The 15,226-nt window shown below is 74.9% G+C and carries 15 protein-coding genes and 1 pseudogene; 3 read left to right on the plus strand and 13 right to left on the minus strand.

Translation table 11 applies throughout. The annotated features are described in order from the left end of the window. Positions 1–446: 446 nt before the first annotated feature. Positions 447–830: pseudogene (locus P3T27_RS40995) on the plus strand (helix-turn-helix domain-containing protein); the annotation flags it as partial. Here the strand turns inward: P3T27_RS40995 and P3T27_RS13190 are convergent. The 12 genes from P3T27_RS13190 to P3T27_RS13245 all read right to left on the minus strand — a co-directional run bounded on the left by P3T27_RS13190 (position 719) and on the right by P3T27_RS13245 (position 11,900). Continuing rightward, positions 719–1,636, minus strand: coding sequence for an alpha/beta fold hydrolase (locus tag P3T27_RS13190; RefSeq protein WP_280677752.1), 918 nt, complete (start codon positions 1,634–1,636; stop codon positions 719–721). The pseudogene P3T27_RS40995 and the gene P3T27_RS13190 sit on opposite strands and share 112 nt — an antisense overlap. Then, on the minus strand, positions 1,633–2,337 hold the full coding sequence (locus P3T27_RS13195; RefSeq protein ID WP_280677754.1) for an indole-3-glycerol-phosphate synthase: 705 nt from the start codon (positions 2,335–2,337) through the stop codon (positions 1,633–1,635). Before P3T27_RS13195 ends, P3T27_RS13190 begins: the two co-directional genes overlap by 4 nt. Beyond that, on the minus strand, positions 2,334–3,059 hold the full coding sequence (locus P3T27_RS13200; protein ID WP_280677755.1) for an N-(5'-phosphoribosyl)anthranilate isomerase: 726 nt from the start codon (positions 3,057–3,059) through the stop codon (positions 2,334–2,336). Before P3T27_RS13200 ends, P3T27_RS13195 begins: the two co-directional genes overlap by 4 nt. Continuing rightward, complete coding sequence (locus P3T27_RS13205; protein ID WP_280677757.1) at positions 3,056–4,201, minus strand: acyl-CoA dehydrogenase family protein; 1,146 nt, start codon at positions 4,199–4,201, stop codon at positions 3,056–3,058. Before P3T27_RS13205 ends, P3T27_RS13200 begins: the two co-directional genes overlap by 4 nt. A gap of 96 nt (positions 4,202–4,297) precedes the next feature. Continuing rightward, positions 4,298–4,672, minus strand: coding sequence for an ectoine synthase (locus tag P3T27_RS13210; RefSeq protein ID WP_280677759.1), 375 nt, complete (start codon positions 4,670–4,672; stop codon positions 4,298–4,300). 19 nt (positions 4,673–4,691) lie between these two features. Beyond that, entirely contained in the window at positions 4,692–5,591 is a 900-nt protein-coding gene (gene trpA / locus P3T27_RS13215; protein WP_280677761.1) for a tryptophan synthase subunit alpha, read from the minus strand. 10 nt (positions 5,592–5,601) lie between these two features. Further along, positions 5,602–6,633: a hypothetical protein gene (locus P3T27_RS13220; protein WP_280677763.1), complete on the minus strand. Its 1,032-nt coding sequence runs from the start codon at positions 6,631–6,633 to the stop codon at positions 5,602–5,604. 3 nt (positions 6,634–6,636) lie between these two features. Beyond that, complete coding sequence (locus tag P3T27_RS13225; RefSeq protein WP_280677765.1) at positions 6,637–6,909, minus strand: acyl carrier protein; 273 nt, start codon at positions 6,907–6,909, stop codon at positions 6,637–6,639. A 40-nt stretch (positions 6,910–6,949) separates the two neighbouring features. Beyond that, positions 6,950–8,449 carry an AMP-binding protein gene (locus tag P3T27_RS13230; RefSeq protein ID WP_280677767.1) on the minus strand — a complete coding sequence of 500 codons (1,500 nt, stop codon included), beginning with the start codon at positions 8,447–8,449 and terminating at the stop codon, positions 6,950–6,952. Positions 8,450–8,454: 5 nt separating this feature from the next. Continuing rightward, positions 8,455–9,345 carry a MaoC family dehydratase gene (locus P3T27_RS13235; protein WP_280677769.1) on the minus strand — a complete coding sequence of 297 codons (891 nt, stop codon included), beginning with the start codon at positions 9,343–9,345 and terminating at the stop codon, positions 8,455–8,457. Beyond that, positions 9,342–10,580 carry a beta-ketoacyl-[acyl-carrier-protein] synthase family protein gene (locus tag P3T27_RS13240; RefSeq protein ID WP_280677771.1) on the minus strand — a complete coding sequence of 413 codons (1,239 nt, stop codon included), beginning with the start codon at positions 10,578–10,580 and terminating at the stop codon, positions 9,342–9,344. Before P3T27_RS13240 ends, P3T27_RS13235 begins: the two co-directional genes overlap by 4 nt. Positions 10,581–10,688: 108 nt before the next feature. Next, positions 10,689–11,900, minus strand: coding sequence for an aminotransferase class I/II-fold pyridoxal phosphate-dependent enzyme (locus tag P3T27_RS13245; protein WP_280677772.1), 1,212 nt, complete (start codon positions 11,898–11,900; stop codon positions 10,689–10,691). A gap of 641 nt (positions 11,901–12,541) precedes the next feature. Here P3T27_RS13245 and P3T27_RS13250 point away from each other — a divergent pair. Together P3T27_RS13250 and P3T27_RS13255 are read left to right on the plus strand one after the other, a co-directional pair. Then, the gene (locus P3T27_RS13250) at positions 12,542–13,414 is read left to right on the plus strand and encodes a bacterial transcriptional activator domain-containing protein (RefSeq protein WP_280677774.1); all 873 of its coding nucleotides are present in this window, start codon (positions 12,542–12,544) and stop codon (positions 13,412–13,414) included. Positions 13,415–13,698: 284 nt separating this feature from the next. After that, entirely contained in the window at positions 13,699–14,046 is a 348-nt protein-coding gene (locus tag P3T27_RS13255) for a helix-turn-helix domain-containing protein (RefSeq protein WP_280677776.1), read from the plus strand. 56 nt (positions 14,047–14,102) lie between these two features. Here the strand turns inward: P3T27_RS13255 and P3T27_RS13260 are convergent, their stop codons facing one another. Continuing rightward, positions 14,103–15,098, minus strand: coding sequence for a zinc-dependent alcohol dehydrogenase family protein (locus P3T27_RS13260; RefSeq protein ID WP_280677778.1), 996 nt, complete (start codon positions 15,096–15,098; stop codon positions 14,103–14,105). Positions 15,099–15,226 lie beyond the last annotated feature (128 nt).

Here is a 15,226-nt window from a genome sequence, read left to right on the forward strand (position 1 = left end):
GAGACTTTGCCGGGGCCGGTCTCCGCCCCCGTCCCGGGCCCGATCTCTCGGCGGAGGCCGAGAGGGGGGCAGGGGCGGGGGCGGATCAGCTGTTCAGGTACCGGAGGTACCGATCAGCCGGCTTAGTACCAGATGTACCAAGCGCTGGCCTTCAGGCTCTTCTTGGCGAAGGACGCGTCACGGATGGCGAACAGGATCTTCATCTTTGGGTCTTCCTTTCGTTACCAGGTGGCTGAGTGAACGTAAGGCCACTCTGCAGTTGCCCTACAGACGTATCCACGCAGCCGGGTCCCCATCAGGTTCACCTTTGGGGGCGGCTCTTGTCGAGGGACTTGGGGGCGTGGGGGGGTTTGCTGGCGTATTTCCTGATTCTTCTCCTGCGGCGGTGTGACCGCTGGGCTGGGCCGGTGGTGTCGGGTGCCGGGGGGGACAAGTGCAGGGGGTTTGGGGTCACTGCGGACACCGTTCGCAAGTGGCGGCGACGGTTCCTCGTTGAGCGCCTGGACGGCTTGGTGGACGAACCCCGGCCCGGCCGGCCGCCGACGATCGCGGCGGACGAGGTCGGGGCGGTGGTCGTGGCGACGGGTCACCGGCCTGCCGTCAGGCGCCTGCGCCCGCACGGTCTCTGCCGCCCGGTAGCGCCCCTCGCGCGTACGGAACGGGGCGCGCGGTGCGCGGACGGCCGCGTGCCCTGGTGTGCCGGGCCCGCTTCCCGCGGTCAGCGGGCGGCGGCCAGGGCCGGTTCGGGGACGGCGGCGGGGGCGGCTGCCGGGGCGGGCTGGGGGTGGGTGAGGCAGTCGTCGGTGAAGGCGAGGGCGCGCAGGTGGTAGGGGCGGGCGGCGTGGCCCAGGGAGAGGTTGTGGCCGGCGCGGTGGGCGGTGACGAGGTGGGCAAGTCCCGGGGGGAAGGGGGCGGTGAGGGCGGTGCGGTGGGCCGGGTCCAGGCGCCACCAGGCCTCGTGGTCGGCGAGGGTCAGGCGCACCGGCACGCGCACGCGGGCCGCGAGGGCGCTGTAGCGGGCGGGCCAGGTGGCCAGTTCGCGGGATTCGAGGGCCGGGACGGGGGTGAGCAGGGTGCGGGCGGCGTGGAAGGTGCCGGGCGGGTAGAGGTTGAGGGGGCCCCAGTTGAGGCGGCCGCCGCCGGCGAGGTCGTCGGGGCGCTCCCAGGCGCCGGGGGCGTAGTGCTGGGCGAGGCCGGAGATGTCGGCGCCGAGCAGGGGCAGGTGGGGGTCGGCGGGCCAGTGGGCGGCGAGGTGCAGGGCGATCTTGCCGCCGAAGGAGTGGGCGAGGAGTTGGACGCCGGCGCCGACGGGATGGGCGCGGGCGTAGTCGGTGAGGGCGGCGTGCAGGGTGGCACCCTGGTCGGCGATGAGCTGGCCGTCGGGCAGGCGGTGGGCGGAGGCGCCGTGGCCGGGGCGGTCCAGGGCCAGGACGGTGTAGCCGAGGTCGGCGGCGAGGGTGAGCAGGCTGGTGTCGGGGTGGGCGGGGCCGGCGAAGTAGGCGGCGCGCATGCCGCGGCCGTGGATGGCGAGGACGACGGCCTTGGGGGCGCGGCCCTGGGGTTCGGCGACGAGGGCGGAGACGGGGATGCCGTCGGCGTCCAGGACGAGGGAGCGGGTGCGCAGGCGGGGGTTCACGCGGCCACCGCCCGGCGGGCGGTGTCGAGGTCGGCGAGCCAGCCGTCGAGGTCGCCGGTGCGCATCAGGGTGGTGCCGATGAGCAGTCCGGCGTAGCCGGCGTCCAGGAGGCGGGCGGCGTCGCTCGGGTCGGTGATGGCGGAGGCGGAGACGGGGGCGCGGGTGCCGGCGGCGCGCAGGGCGGGCAGCAGGCGCAGGCTGCGGGTCAGGTCGCCGCGGTCGCGTTCGCGGGTGCGGATGTCCTTGTTGTTGACGGCGATGACGCAGTCGGCGGGGTCGGGCAGCAGGTCCAGTTCGCGTTCGTCGGTGATCTCGACGAACGGGGTCAGGCCCAGGGCGAGGGCGGCGGTGACCAGGCGGCGCAGGGAGGCGGCGGGCAGCAGGGCGGCGGTGAGCAGGACGGCGGAGGCGCCGAGGGCGGCGGCGGCCTCCAGCTGGGCGGGGCGGGTGAGGAAGTCCTTCTGCAGGACGGGCAGGTCGGTGGCGTCGGCGACCTCGCGCAGCAGGCGGGGGGTGCCGCCGAACCAGCGGCCGGTGACCACGGACAGGCAGGGGGCGCCGGCCTGTTCGTAGCGGGTGACGAGGTCGGCGACGGTGCGCGGGCCCAGCAGGTCGGCGCCGTGCGGGTCGCGGAGTTTGACCTCCATGACCAGGGGGCGTCTCGCGGCCAGCAGGGCGTCGAGGAACCGCGGGGCGCTCATACGGAGGCCTCCTTGGGGCGGGGGTGCCAGGCGTGGGTGAGGGCGGTGACGGCCTCGTGGGTGAAGTCCCCGGCCGGGCCCCGGGCGGCGGTGTCGATGTCGGCGCCCGCGTACAGGGGGTGGTCGGTGACGGTGCGGTAGGTGTCGCGGTTGGCGGCGCTCAGGCCGCCGGCGAGGAGGAAGGGGATGGTGAGGCGGGGCAGCAGGGTGTGGACGTCGGCGGGGGCCAGGGGGTGGCCGGTGGAGCCGACGCGGCCGTCGTCGGTGACGGTGTCCAGCAGGAACAGGTCGCAGCCGGCGCGTTCGAAGGCGCCGATGAAGGGGCGTTCCAGGCAGCGGCCGCGGGAGAGGTGGAGGACTTTGACGAGGGCGGCGTAGGGCAGGCGGTGGCGCAGTTCGGCGACCAGGTGGGGGTTCTGGTAGGCGTGGAGCTGGATCCAGCGGATGCCGGTGGCGCGGGCGAGGTCGGCGAGTTGGTCGGCGTCGTCGAGGAAGGTGACCAGGACGGGTTCCAGGCCCAGGCGGATGGCGGTGGCGGCGAGGTGGGCCAGGTGCTGTTCGGACAGGTCGGCGGGGCCGCCGGGCACGCCGTGCCACAGGCCCACCAGGGTGGGGCCGGCCTCGGCGAGGAGGGTGAGGTCGGCGCGGGTGCGGGCCCCGCACACCTTGAGGTGGCGGGGGCGTGCGGACGGGCGGGGGCGGGGCGGGGCGGGGGCGGTCACTTGCCGAGTCCGAGCATGGCGGCGATGCGGTTGTACTGGATCTCGTTGCTGCCGGAGTAGATGGTGCCGGCGACCGCGTTGCGCACGTCCTTCTCCAGCCCGTACTCGGACATGTAGCCGTTGCCGCCGAAGACCTGGACGGCGGCCAGCGAGGTGGCGAGGTTGGACTCGCTGGTGAGGAGTTTGGCGATCGCCATGTCGACGGTGACGTTCTCGCCCGCCTCCAGGCGCTGGGCGGTGTCGTAGAGCCACTTGCGGGCGGTCTCCAGGCGGATCTTGGTGTCGACGATCTTGTTGGCGACCGACTGGTAGGAGCCGATGGGCTTGCCGAAGGACATCCGGGTCTTGGCGTAGTCGAGGCAGCGGGCCAGGCGGTGCTGCATCTCGCCGGTGTTGACGATGAAGGAGTAGAGGATCTCGCGTTTCATGACGTGGTCCAGGACGAGGAAGCCGCCGCCGACGCGGCCCAGGACCCGGGTGGCGGGCACCCGTACGTCGTCGAGGTAGACCTCGGACAGCGGCGAGGTGCGCAGGCCCATCTTCTTGATGGGGTTTCCGGTGCTGATGCCGGGCGTGTCGCGGTCCAGGAGGAACGCGGTGACGCCCAGGGCCCCGCCCTGGGGGTGGGTACGGGCGTAGACGACGAGGACGTCGGCGACGGGGCCGTTGCTGACGAAGGTCTTGGCGCCGTTGAGGACGAAGTGGTCGCCGTCGCGCAGGGCGCGGGTGCGCATCTGCATGGCGTCCGAGCCGCCCTCGGACTCGGTGATGGCGTGGGCGCCGATGGCCTCGCCGGAGGCGATGCGCGGCAGGTAGGCCTCTTTGAGGGCGGGTGAGCCGAAGGCCTGCAGGGGCACGCCGGTGGAGGCGAGGGAGGTGGTGACGGAGAAGTTGAGGCCGCCGTCGCGGCAGGTCTGTCCCAGGCCCTCCAGGACGTACATGGTGGTGAGCAGGGACTGGCCCAGCCCGCCGTAGCGTTCCTCGAAGGGCAGGGAGAGGATGCCGGTCTTCTGGACGAGGCGCCACTTGTCGTGGGAGAAGGCGGCCTGTTCGTCGCCTTCGATGTGGCCGGCGCTCAGGTCGTCGCCGAAGCGGGCCAGGCCCTCGCGCAGGGCGTTCTGGTCGGCGTTCCAGCGGATCATGACGTTGCCGCCTTCCTCCCGGGCCCGCCTGCGGGGCCCGGGGTGGCAGGCCGGCGCGCGGGGCGCCGGCACGTGACTCGAAGGGGGGATCTCGGCCTAGTAGGCGGAGGAGGAGTGGGCGTCGAGCTGGTGGACCTCGTCGCCGCGCAGGGCCGGGGAGAACACGCAGACCAGGCGCAGGTCCTCCTCGGGGCTCGCGACCAGGAAGTGGGCGTCGTGCCGGTCCAGGGCGTAGAGGCGTCCGGGGGTGATGGGGTGGGTGGTGCCGTCCATGTCGATGACCTCGCCGGAGCCGGCGATGCAGTAGCAGGCCTCCAGGTGGTTGCGGTACTCCAGGCGGGACTTGGTGCCGGCGTTGACGATGGTGTCGGTGAGGGTGTAGCCGAGGCCGTCGCCGGCCACCAGGAAGCGGCGGGACAGGCCGTTGCCCCACTCGACGGTCTGGACGTCGTCAAGGTCGCGGATCAGCATGCTGGTTCTGCCTTTCGGTTCAGGGGGTGAGGGCGGCGGCGCCGGCGGTGGTGCCGGTGCCGGTGGTACGGGCGGTGCCGGTGCGGGTGGTGCGTCCGGCCGGGCCGGGCCTGGGGGGCGCGGGCGGGCGGAGGTCGTGGAGGAGGGCGCGCAGGGCCTGGACGGCGTCGCGGCCCTCGGTGAGGGCGGTCTCGATGCGGGCGACGGCGGCGGAGCCGACGATCGCGGCGTCGGCTCCGGCGGCGGCGACCGCGTCCAGGTCGGCGGCGCTGCGCACGCCGAAGCCGACGGCGACGGGGGTGGCGGGGGCGGCGGCGCGCAGGGCGGCGACGGTGGCGGCCAGGGTGTGGTGGCCTGCCGCGGGGGCGGTGCCGGAGCGGCCGTAGTGGGCGACGAGGTAGACGTAGGCGCCGTGGGCGGCGGTGGCGGCGTCGGCGATGACCTCGGGGCCGGAGGTGGGGTAGCAGGTGGCGACCTGCGGCAGGGCGGCCTCGTGGCAGGCCCGGCGCCAGGCGGGGCGCAGGCGCGGCGGCAGGGCGTGGACGAGCAGGGCGTCGGCGCCGGCGGCGGCGATGGCGCGGGCGCAGGCGCCGGGGTCGCGGTGGCGCAGGCTGTGGCTCCAGTCGGCGAGCAGCGCGATCTTCAGGTGCCTCAGGCGCGGGCGCAGGTCGGCGAGTTCGGCCAGGACGGTGTCCAGGGTGGTGCCGGCGGCCAGGGCGCGGGCGGCGGAGCGGCGGATGACGGGGCCGTCGGTGGGCGAGTTGGGGAAGGGGACGGCGAGTTCGAGGACGTCGGTGCCTTCCTCGTCGAGCATGAGGGCCAGGTCGGTCAGGCGCTGGGGCGGGTCGCCGGCGTTGAGGAACAGGGCCAGGCCCGGGCGGCCGTCGGCGCGCGGGGCCAGGAGCGCGGTGTCAGGCATGGGCGCGGTGTCAGGCATGGGCGGGGGCCTTGTGGTCGGCGCGCAGGCGGATCGCCAGGGCGCGGGGGGCGCCGTCGGCGAGGGCGTCCAGGGCGGCGGTGTGGGCGGTGTGCCAGTGGGTGTGGCGGCCGGAGGCGAGGGCGAGGGCGGCGGCGTTGAGGGCGATGGTGTGGGTGGCGGTGGCGCCGGCGCGCCCGGCGAGGGCGTTCAGGAAGTGGCCGGTGAGGTCGCCGGGGTGGGGGGCGAGGTCGGCCAGGGTGCCGTCGGCGGGGGCGACGGCGCCGGCGGGCAGGTGGATGGTGGTGTCGGGGGTGTGCAGGGTGTTGTCGGCGAAGGGCAGGAGTTCGTCGGCGCCGGCGGTGTTGGAGGCCAGCCACACGGCGCGTCCCGGGGTGCGGGGGGCGAGGTGGCGCAGCGCGTCCAGGTCGGCGGTGGCGCAGGCGCCGGTGAGCTGGGCGGTGACGGGGACGGTGGCCAGCAGCGGGCCGAGGGTGTTGAGGAGGCGTCCGAAGGGTTTGAGGGTGAGCGGGAACAGGACGCGGGCCAGGCGGGTGAGGGCGGGCGGGTAGACGTGCGGGCCGGCGAAGGCGATGCCGTGGCGCTGCAGGTGCTCGGCGGTGGCCTGGTGGGAGGAGGTGAGGGTGATGCCCAGGCGTTCCAGCAGGTCGATGGAGCCGGCGGTGCTGGTGTAGGCGCGGGAGCCGGTCTTGACGACGGGGATGCCCATGGCGGCGGCGGTCAGGGCGGCGGCGGTGGAGAGGTTGAAGGTGGCGGGGCCGCCGCCGGTGCCGACGATGTTGACGCTGGCGGGGTGGGCGGGGCCGGGGTGGGCGCTGCGTTCGGTCAGCGAGGTGGTGAAGGCGGCGAGGGTGGCGGGGCCGGGCAGGCGGGTGGTGAGGGCGGCCAGCAGGGCCGCGGCCTGGGCCCGGTCGCTGTCGCGGGCCGGGCCCGGGGCGGGCTGCTCCAGCTGGTCCCACCACGAGCGCCAGGTGTCCAGGTCGACGTCGTGCCCGGCGAGCAGGGCGGTGAGGGCCGGGTGCACGGGTCAGCCGCCTGCCACGGCGCTGGCCGGGACGGCGCGGCGCTGGGTGATGAAGGCGTCGATGGCGGCGACGGAGCGGAAGTTGTTCGGGTCGAGGTCGGTGTCGTCGACGGGCAGTGCGAAGTGGTCCTCGACCCAGGCGATGAGCTTGAGGACGCCCAGGCTGTCGATGACGCCGTCGGACAGGAGGTCGTGGTCGTCGGCGAGTTGCTCGGGGGCGACGTCGGGCAGGAACTCCTCGATGAGGAACCGCTTGATCTGGGCGATGTTGCTCATGGGTTCGTGACTCCCTTGGTGAGAAACGCGGTGGTGGTGGTCAGGCGGTGGGCAGGACGGCCTTGCGGTCGACCTTGCCGGTGGCGGTCTTGGGCAGCGGGGTGTCGTGGATGGCCAGGCGTTCGGGTACGGCGGCGCGCGGCAGGTTGCGGGCCAGGTGCTCGCGCAGGGTGAGGCTGTTGAGGGCGGAGCCGGGGGCGCGGCGCACGGCGGCGTGCAGGCGTTTGCCGGTCAGCGGGTCGGGGGCGGCGGCCACGGCGGCTTCGTGGACCTCGGGGTGGGCGAGCAGGACGCGTTCGACCTCGGCGGTGTTGACGGCGACGCCGCGGACCTTGACCTGGAAGTCGGCGCGTCCGGTCAGGTGCAGGCGGCCCTGCTCGTCGCGCACCGCGAGGTCGCCGGTGCGAAACCAGCGCCGGCCGGCTCCGGCGCCGCCCGGCTGGGTGGTGAAGCGCCCCGCGTCGCGGGAGCGGTCCAGGTAGCCGGCGGCCTGGAAGGGCGTGGACACGTACAGTTCGCCGCTGCCGGGGCCGGTGACGGGGGTGCCGTCGGGGGCGGCGAGCAGGGTGCGCACCCCGGGCAGGGGGGTGCCGATGGGCACCGGCAGGGCGGCGGTGGCGTCCAGGCGGTCCAGGCGGTGCAGGAAGCTGTCGTTGGTCTCGGTGCAGCCGTAGATGTTGTAGAGGGCGGCGCGTGGCAGCAGGGCGGGCAGTGCGGCCAGGGTGCGTGCGTCGATGGCGTCGCCGGTGAACGCGGCGTGCTCGACGCTGTCCAGCACCGCTGCGCCGCCTGCTGCTTGGGCCGCTTGGGCTGCTTGGGTGAGGAGGGCGTAGGCGAGGGGGACGGCCTGCAGGACGTGCGGGCGGTGGCGGGTGAGCTGGGTGAGCAGGTGGCGGGCGTTGAGCGCGTGGGCGGGGTCGATGAGCAGGACGGTGCCGCCGGCGGCGAGGGTGGCCCACACGTCCAGCAGGCACAGGTCGAAGTTGAGGGGGGCGTAGTTGGCGACGACGCGTCCGGGTCCGAGGTCGAAGGTGTCGTGGGCCCAGGCGGTGAAGCGGTCGATCGCGGCCTGCGCGAGGGGGACGATCTTGGGCAGGTCGGTGGAGCCGGAGGTGGTGAGCAGGAAGGAGGTGCCGGCGGCGAGGGTGGGCACGGGGGCGGGGCGGGCCGGGGCGGGCAGGGCGGGGGCGTCCTGGCCGAGGGGGGCGAGCAGGTGGCGGGCGCCGGCCTGGGCGAACAGGGCCGCGAGCAGGGCGGGGGCCAGCTGCGGGGAGGGCAGCAGGAAGGGGCGGCGCTCGATCAGGCAGGCCAGGACGAGGGCGATCTGCTCGGGGGATTTGGCGGCCGGCAGGCCCACCGGTTCGCCCGGGGCCAGGTCCAGCGCGTGCAGGCGCGTTTGTTCGCGTTCGGCGAGGTCGGCGAGCTGGCGGTAGGTGACGGCGCGGTCGTGCCACAGCAGGGCGGTGGCGTCGGGCCGGGTGCGGGCGTGGGCGGTGAACGCGTCGGGCAGCGACAGCGGCGGCGGGGCGGGTGTGGTCACGGCGCTCACTCCCCCGCCGGGGTCAGGGCCGCCCAGCCGGCCTTGACGGCGGTGCCGGCGGGGGTGGCGAGGGTGAAGCGCACCACGGTGGCCCGGTCGTAGGGCTGCAGGGTCAGGCGCAGCGGGGTGGAGGGGGTGGCGGGGGCGGCGAAGCGGGCGCCCAGGGCGGTGAGGCGGGTGGGGTCGCCGGCGCCGTAGCGGTCGGTGATCTCCTCGGCGGCCAGGGCGACCAGGTGCATGCCGTGGGCGATGGCGGCGGGGAAGCCGGCGGCGCGGGCGGCGGTGTCGTCGAGGTGCAGGGGGTTGAGGTCGCCGGCGGCGTGGGCGTAGGCGGTGACGTCGTGGGGGGTGAGGGTGTGGGTGAGGGTGAGGGGTTCGGTGTCGGGGGTGGTGCCGGGGTGGGCGGCCGGTCCCAGGGTGCCGAAGGGGTCGATGGTGGTGGCGCCGAGCAGCAGGGCGGAGGTGGTCAGGTGGGCCAGGGTGCGGGTGCCGGTGGTGAGGTGGGTGCTCAGGGCCAGGCGGGTGCCGCGGGCTTCGCGGCGGGCGGCGGTGACGGTGACCTCGATGTCGACGTCGGTGCCGGCGGTGAGCGGGTGGTGGGTGTGGATCTCCTGTGCGAGGTGGACCACGCCGGTGAAGCCCGGGTCGCCGGTGGTGAGGGTGGTGACGGTGTGCTGGGCGAGGGTGTGGGCGAGGACGAAGGGGTGGGCGGGCGAGGCGCCGGTGGTGGCCCCGGTGGCGGTGGGTGGCAGGCCGGTGCGGGCCGCTTCGCGGTAGGCGGCGAGGTCCTGGCCGCGGACGGTCAGGCGGGTGCGCCGGGCGGGCGGGGCGGGCGCGGTCGTCGGTGCGGGCGTGGTCGTCGGCGCGGGCGCGGGTGTGGTCGCGGGCGTGGTCATGCGGGGGTCACCACCAAGGTCGAGTTGTGGCCGCCGAAGCCGAACGAGTTGGACAGGGCCGCGCCCGGCCGGATGGGGCGGGGCTTGCCGTGGACGACGTCGAGGTCCAGGCCCTGCTCGGTGTGCTCGTGGTTGGCGGTGGGAGGGACTTCGCAGTTGTTCATGGCCTGGACGGCGGCGATCAGTTCGACGGCGCCGGCGGCGCCGATCAGGTGGCCGATGGTGCCCTTGGTGGAGGTGACGGGCACGCCGTGGGGGCCGAAGACGGTGCGCAGGGCGGCGGCTTCGGCGCGGTCGTTGTGCACGGTGGAGGTGCCGTGGGCGTTGACGTGGGCGATGTCGGCGGGGGTGAGGTCGGCGTCGGCGAGGGCGGCGTGCATGGCGGCGACGGCGCCGGCGCCGTCGGGGCGCGGGTTGGACAGGTGGTAGGCGTCGGCGCTGGAGCCGTAGCCGGCCAGCAGGGCGTAGGGGGTGCGGTGGCGGGCGCGGGCGTCGGCGAGGCGTTCCAGGACGAGGAAGCCGGCGCCTTCGCCCATGACGAAGCCGTCGCGGTCGGTGTCGAAGGGGCGGCTGGCGCGGGCGGGGTCGTCGTTGCGCTGGGAGTGGGCGCCGAGGTTGCCGAACGCGGCGAGGGTGACGGGGGTGAGGGTGGCCTCGCAGCCGCCGGCCAGGACGACGTCGGCGCGCCCGCTTTCCAGGAGCAGGGCGGCGTGGCCGATGGCGTCGGCGCTGGAGGCGCAGGTGGTGGCGATGGTCAGGGCCGGGCCGTTCCAGCCCAGGCGCATGGCGATCTGGGCGGCGGCGGCGTTGGGCATGGTGACCAGCGGCATCAGCGGGCTCACCCGCAGCGGGCCTGCGGTGGTGTAGAGGGCGGATTCGCGGTCGCTGGTGGTGCGTCCGCCCACCGCGGTGCCCACGACGATGGCGCTGCGTCCGGGGGCGGGCTCGGGTGCTCCGGCGTCCTGGTGGGCGGCCAGGGCCGCGAGGGTGCCGTAGTGGGCGAAGGGGTCGAGGCGGCGGGCGTCCTTGGCGGGGACGGGGCCGTTCTCGGGCAGGCCGGTGACCCTGCAGCCCAGGCGCACGCGGTGGCGGGCCAGTTGCGGGTCGGTCAGGGCGGTGGCGGTGGGGGTGGCGGTGCTGACGGTGTGCCAGAAGTCGGCGAGGGTGTGGCCGGCGGGGCTGATGACGCCCAGGCCGGTGACGGCGATGGGGGGCCGGGTGGGGCGTGCTGCCATGGTCCTTCTCCTGTCCGGGCGTCGGTCGGGGCGCTGGTCGGGGCTGGTCGGGGCTGGTGCCGGGGCGCCGGCCGGGGTGGGTGCCGGGGCGCCGGCCGGGGTGGGTGGTCAGATGAGGCCGGTCTGGGCGGCGGCGGTCAGGAAGGCGTCGGCGGCGAAGTCGATGTCGGCGGCGGTGTGGCGGGCGGTGACGGCGATCCGCAGGCGGGCCAGGTCGTTGGGCACGGCGGGGGTGACGACGGGCAGGCCGATGACGCCGGCCTTGCGGCAGGCGGTGGCGTAGTCGTAGGCGGCGTCGTCGGAGCCGGCGATGACGGGCAGCACGGCGGTGGAGGAGTCCATGGTGGAGATGCCGGCGGCGTTCAGGCGCTCGCGCAGGCGCTGGGCCTGGACCTGGGTGTGGGTGACGCGTTCGGGTTCGCGGCGCAGGATCCGCAGGGACTCCAGGGCGGCGCCGGTCTGGGCGGGGCCCAGGGCCGCGGAGAACAGGAACGGGCGGGCGGCGTAGCGCAGGTGGCCGATGAGTTCGTGGCTGCCGGCGATCCAGCCGCCCATGGAGGGGATGGCCTTGGAGAGGGTGCCGAGCTTGACGTCGACGCGGTAGCGGTGGCCGAAGTGCTCCTCGATGCCGCCGCCGGTGGCGCCGATGACGCCCAGGGCGTGGGCCTCGTCGACCATCAGCAGGGCGTCGTGGGCGTCGCAGACCGCGCGCAGTGCGGGCAGCGGGGCGATGTCGCCGTCCATGGAGTAGACGCTGTCGACGATGACCAGGCGCACCCCGGTCGGGGAGGCCGCCTTGAGGCGGCGTTCCAGGTGGTCGACGTCGTTGTGGCGAAAGCGGGTGACGGTCGCGCCGGACAGGCGGCAGCCGTCGACGATGCTGGCGTGGTCGTACTTGTCGATCAGGACGGTGTCGCCCTGGCCGACCAGGGCGCCGACGGTGCCGACGTTGGCGGCGTAGCCGGAGCCGAAGACCAGGGCGCGTTCGCGGCGGGCGAAGCGGGCGACCTCGGCTTCCAGTTCCTCGTGCAGCGGGATGGTGCCGGCCAGGGCCCGTACGCCGTGGTTGCCGGTGCCGTAGACGTCGACGGCGGCCTTGGCGGCGGCCACCACGCGCTCATCCCCGGCCAGGCCGAGGTAGCTGTAGCCGGACATCATGAGCAGGCGCTCGCCGTCGAGGTCGCAGTAGGCGCTGTCGCGTTCCATGGTGTAGGCGACGAAGCTGTTGCGGCGCGAGGGGTCGGACTCCAGCGCGGCCACGCGGTCCAGGGTGGCGGCGAGCTTCGGCTCCAGGCGGTCCCATGCTCCGGTGGCGTTCACGTGCGGGTCTCCTTCTCGGCGGGGGCGGGGCGGCTCCCGGGCACTCCGGGGCTTTGGGGCTTTGGGGCGTTCGGGCTTTAGGGCTTGCGGGCTTGCGGGCTTTAGGGCGTTCGGGCTTTGGGGCGTTCGGGCTTGCGGGTTTTGACGCTTCGGGGCTTCGGGCTTTTGGCTCCGGGGCCCGGGGTTCTGGCGGGCCTTTGTGGTGCGGCCGGTTTGCCTCCGGCTTGTTTCCGCTATTGCGCTGCGGCCTTTTGCGGCGGGGCCGTGGCGGTGTTTTCTCGAAGGCTTCACGCGGGGTGCTCAAGGATGGCTACATTTCTACGGCAGGACGCGCAAGGCGTCCGCAATAGGAGCCTTCCCGGCCTGCAGTAACGCTCTGACGTGCAGAAACATTGCGTCCACGACGGATGGACCGGCCGGTGGGTATGTTTCGCCAACCAGTGTTGACACCGTGTGATGCGCCGAATGTATGGTCGAAATCCGCCGAAACCGAACGGCTGGTCGGCGGTATTTCCGGTCCAGGTTTCCCACGCCGTCGGCCCGGTGTCACGGGCCGTCGGCTCCGCTTTGGCTCAAGGGGGTTGGAGCACGTTGAACGGCTTCCGGGAAGACAGTCCGTCCGGCAGATCGGGGACATCCTCATGCTGATCCGCCTGACAGGCCTTGTGACGATCGAGCACGACCACGGCGCCCCGCAGCACCTGTCCAGCGCCCAGGCCCAGGTGGCGTTCGCCCGCCTGGTCCTGGAACGCTCCGCCGGCACCAGCCGCGACCAGCTGGCCGACACCATCTGGCCCGACGGACTGCCCGACACCTGGGCCTCCGCGCTGCGCAGCGTGGTCTCCCGGGTGCGGGCCTTCGTCGCCGCGCCCGGCCAGGGCCCGGGCGCCACCCCGCTGATCGCCCAGGGCGGGCGCTACGTCCTGCGGCTGCCGGCGGACGCGGCGGTGGACCTGGAGGCCGCCGCCGGCGCGGTCGGGGAGGCCGGGGAGGCGTATGGGGCCCGCTCCTACGCGGTGGCCCAGCAGCTGGCCGCCGGCGCCATCGCCAACCTGCGCGGGGCGTTCCTGCCCGACCACGAGGGCGAGTGGGCGGGCGGGGTGCGCGAGCACGTGGAGGAGCTGCGGATGTCGGCGCTGGAGACGGCGAGCCTGTCGGCGTCCGCGCTCGGCGAGGAGCACCACGCGCTGCGCTGGGCCGACGAGGCGGTGCGCCGGGCCCCGTTCCGCGAGAGTGCCTACCGCTGCCGCATGGAGGCGCTGGCGGCGGCCGGCAACCGGGCGGAGGCGCTGCGCTGCTACCAGCAGCTGCGCCACGTCCTCGCGGAGGAGCTGGGCATCGACCCGGCCGCCGAGACCCAGGAGCTCTACCTCTCCCTGCTGCGCTCCCCCGCCCCCGTCGCGCCCGCGCCGGCGGTGGTGCGCCCGGTGGACCCGGTGCTGATGGGCATCTTCGAGCCGCTGGCGCTGGCCCGCCTGGCCCGGCCGGTCGGGCCGCCGGTGCGCGCCGCCTGAGGAGCGGGCCCCCGGGGGGCCGGCGCGGCGGGCGGCCCCGGGTCGAGCGGGCCGCCCGCCCTCGCCCCTGCGGGCGGTGGCCGCATGCAGGCGGTGGCCGGGGGGCGCGGGGGTGCGGGAGGGGGCGCGGGCGCGGCGGCGGGCGGGGTGCGCGTGTTGCGGAGGTGTTGCGGTGGGCGTGGCGGGCGGCCTGCCCGTAGTAGCGTCGGGCGCGAAGTCGCGCGCGTGGCGCGGCTTTTCACCGAACCGGGACGGGGGCCGAGCGTTGGGAAGGGGTGGTGGGTGTGGGACGGGCACGCGTGGCGGCGCGGGTGATCGTGCACCCTGGTGTGGAGGACCTGAGCGTCCAGCAGGTGCTGGAGGCGCTCGCGGACCCGGCCCGCAGATCGGTGGTGCGCCGGCTCGCCCACGCCGGCGCCGACCTGAGCTGCGGCTCCTTCGACCTGCCGATCTCCCGTTCCACCTCCACCCACCACTTCAACGTACTGCGCCAGGCCGGGCTGCTGCGCCAGTACTACGTCGGCACCACCAAGATGAACGCGCTGCGCGCCGAGGAGCTGGAGGGGCGCTTCCCGGGCCTGCTGTCGGCGGTGGTCTCCGCCGCCGACGCCGAGGCCCGGCAGGCGACCTGACGGCCCTTCGGCCTTGTCGGCGCCGGCCGTCCGGCCGGCCGGTGCGGCGGGGCGGGTCAGTTCTCGACGGTGAGGACGATCTTGCCGACCTGGGTGCCGGCCTCCAGGTAGCGGTGGGCCTCGGCGACGGCGTCCAGGCCCTCGAAGACCCGGTCGACGGCGGGGGTGAAGGAGCCGTCCGCCAGCCCGGCGCTGACGAAGGCGTGCGCGCGGCGCAGCCGTTCGCCGTCGCGGGTGACGTCGTGCAGGGAGTAGAAGCGGCTGGTGACGGGGGCGAAGGTGTCCTGGCCGGGCAGGGGTGTGTCGCGGGGGTCGAGGCGGCCGTAGACGATCAGGTGCCCGCCGGGGGCGAGGGTGCGGGCCAGGGTCAGGACTCCGGGGCCGGCGACGGGGTCGAGGACGGTGCGTACGCCGGTGCCGCCGGTGATGTCGTGGACGCGGGCCACCAGGTCCTCCTCGCCGGTGACGACGACGTCGGCGGCGCCGGCGTCCAGGAGTTGCCGCTTCTTGGCGCGGGTGCGGGTGGTGGCGATGGGGACGGCGCCCAGGCGGCGGGCGGTGCGGATGGCGGCCAAGCCGACGCCGGAGGCGGCGGCGGTGAGCAGGACGTGGTCACCGGGGCGCAGGTGGCCGTCCTCGGCGAGGGCGCCGTAGGCGGTCAGGTAGGGCATCCACACGGCCGCGCCCTGCACGTCGGTGAGGCCGGCCGGGTGGTGGACGACGGCGCGGGCGGGCACGAGGGCGTGGGTGCGGTAGACGCCGTAGTCGTTCTGGGAGAAGGCCGGGACGGTGTCGACCCGGTCGCCGACGGCGAAGCCGGTGACGCCTTCGCCCAGGGCGTCCACGGTGCCGACGGCCTCGTAGCCGGGGGTGGCGGGCAGCTTCGGCTCCTCCAGGTAGGTGCCGGAGCGGAAGAGGGCCTCGGCGCGGTTGAGGCCGATCGCGCTGACGCGGATGCGCAGTTCGCCGGGTCCGGGCACGGGTACGGCGGCGGGTCGCACGGTCAGGACCTCCGGTCCTCCGGTGCGGTCGAAGACGACGGCCCTGGGCATGGCGCAACTCCCCTGTCACGGACGGCCGGTGGCGGCCTCGGCGTGCGGTGTGGGCCTCCACGAAACCCGCTGTACGGGGAACTGTCAAACTTCGACGATTCTCGGAATAGTGGGCCCTCGGGCGGGGT

The organism is Kitasatospora sp. MAA19 (genome assembly GCF_029894125.1).
GTDB lineage: Bacteria > Actinomycetota > Actinomycetes > Streptomycetales > Streptomycetaceae > Kitasatospora.

Coding starts and splice junctions, on each gene's coding strand:
- P3T27_RS13195 (WP_280677754.1), bottom strand. CDS start 2,337: ATGAGCGCCCCGCGGTTCCTCGACGCCCTGCTGGCCGCGAGACGCCCC.
- P3T27_RS13205 (WP_280677757.1), bottom strand. CDS start 4,201: ATGATCCGCTGGAACGCCGACCAGAACGCCCTGCGCGAGGGCCTGGCC.
- P3T27_RS13210 (WP_280677759.1), bottom strand. CDS start 4,672: ATGCTGATCCGCGACCTTGACGACGTCCAGACCGTCGAGTGGGGCAAC.
- trpA (WP_280677761.1), bottom strand. CDS start 5,591: ATGCCTGACACCGCGCTCCTGGCCCCGCGCGCCGACGGCCGCCCGGGC.
- P3T27_RS13225 (WP_280677765.1), bottom strand. CDS start 6,909: ATGAGCAACATCGCCCAGATCAAGCGGTTCCTCATCGAGGAGTTCCTG.
- P3T27_RS13235 (WP_280677769.1), bottom strand. CDS start 9,345: ATGACCACGCCCGCGACCACACCCGCGCCCGCGCCGACGACCACGCCC.
- P3T27_RS13240 (WP_280677771.1), bottom strand. CDS start 10,580: ATGGCAGCACGCCCCACCCGGCCCCCCATCGCCGTCACCGGCCTGGGC.
- P3T27_RS13250 (WP_280677774.1), top strand. CDS start 12,542: ATGCTGATCCGCCTGACAGGCCTTGTGACGATCGAGCACGACCACGGC.
- P3T27_RS13260 (WP_280677778.1), bottom strand. CDS start 15,098: ATGCCCAGGGCCGTCGTCTTCGACCGCACCGGAGGACCGGAGGTCCTG.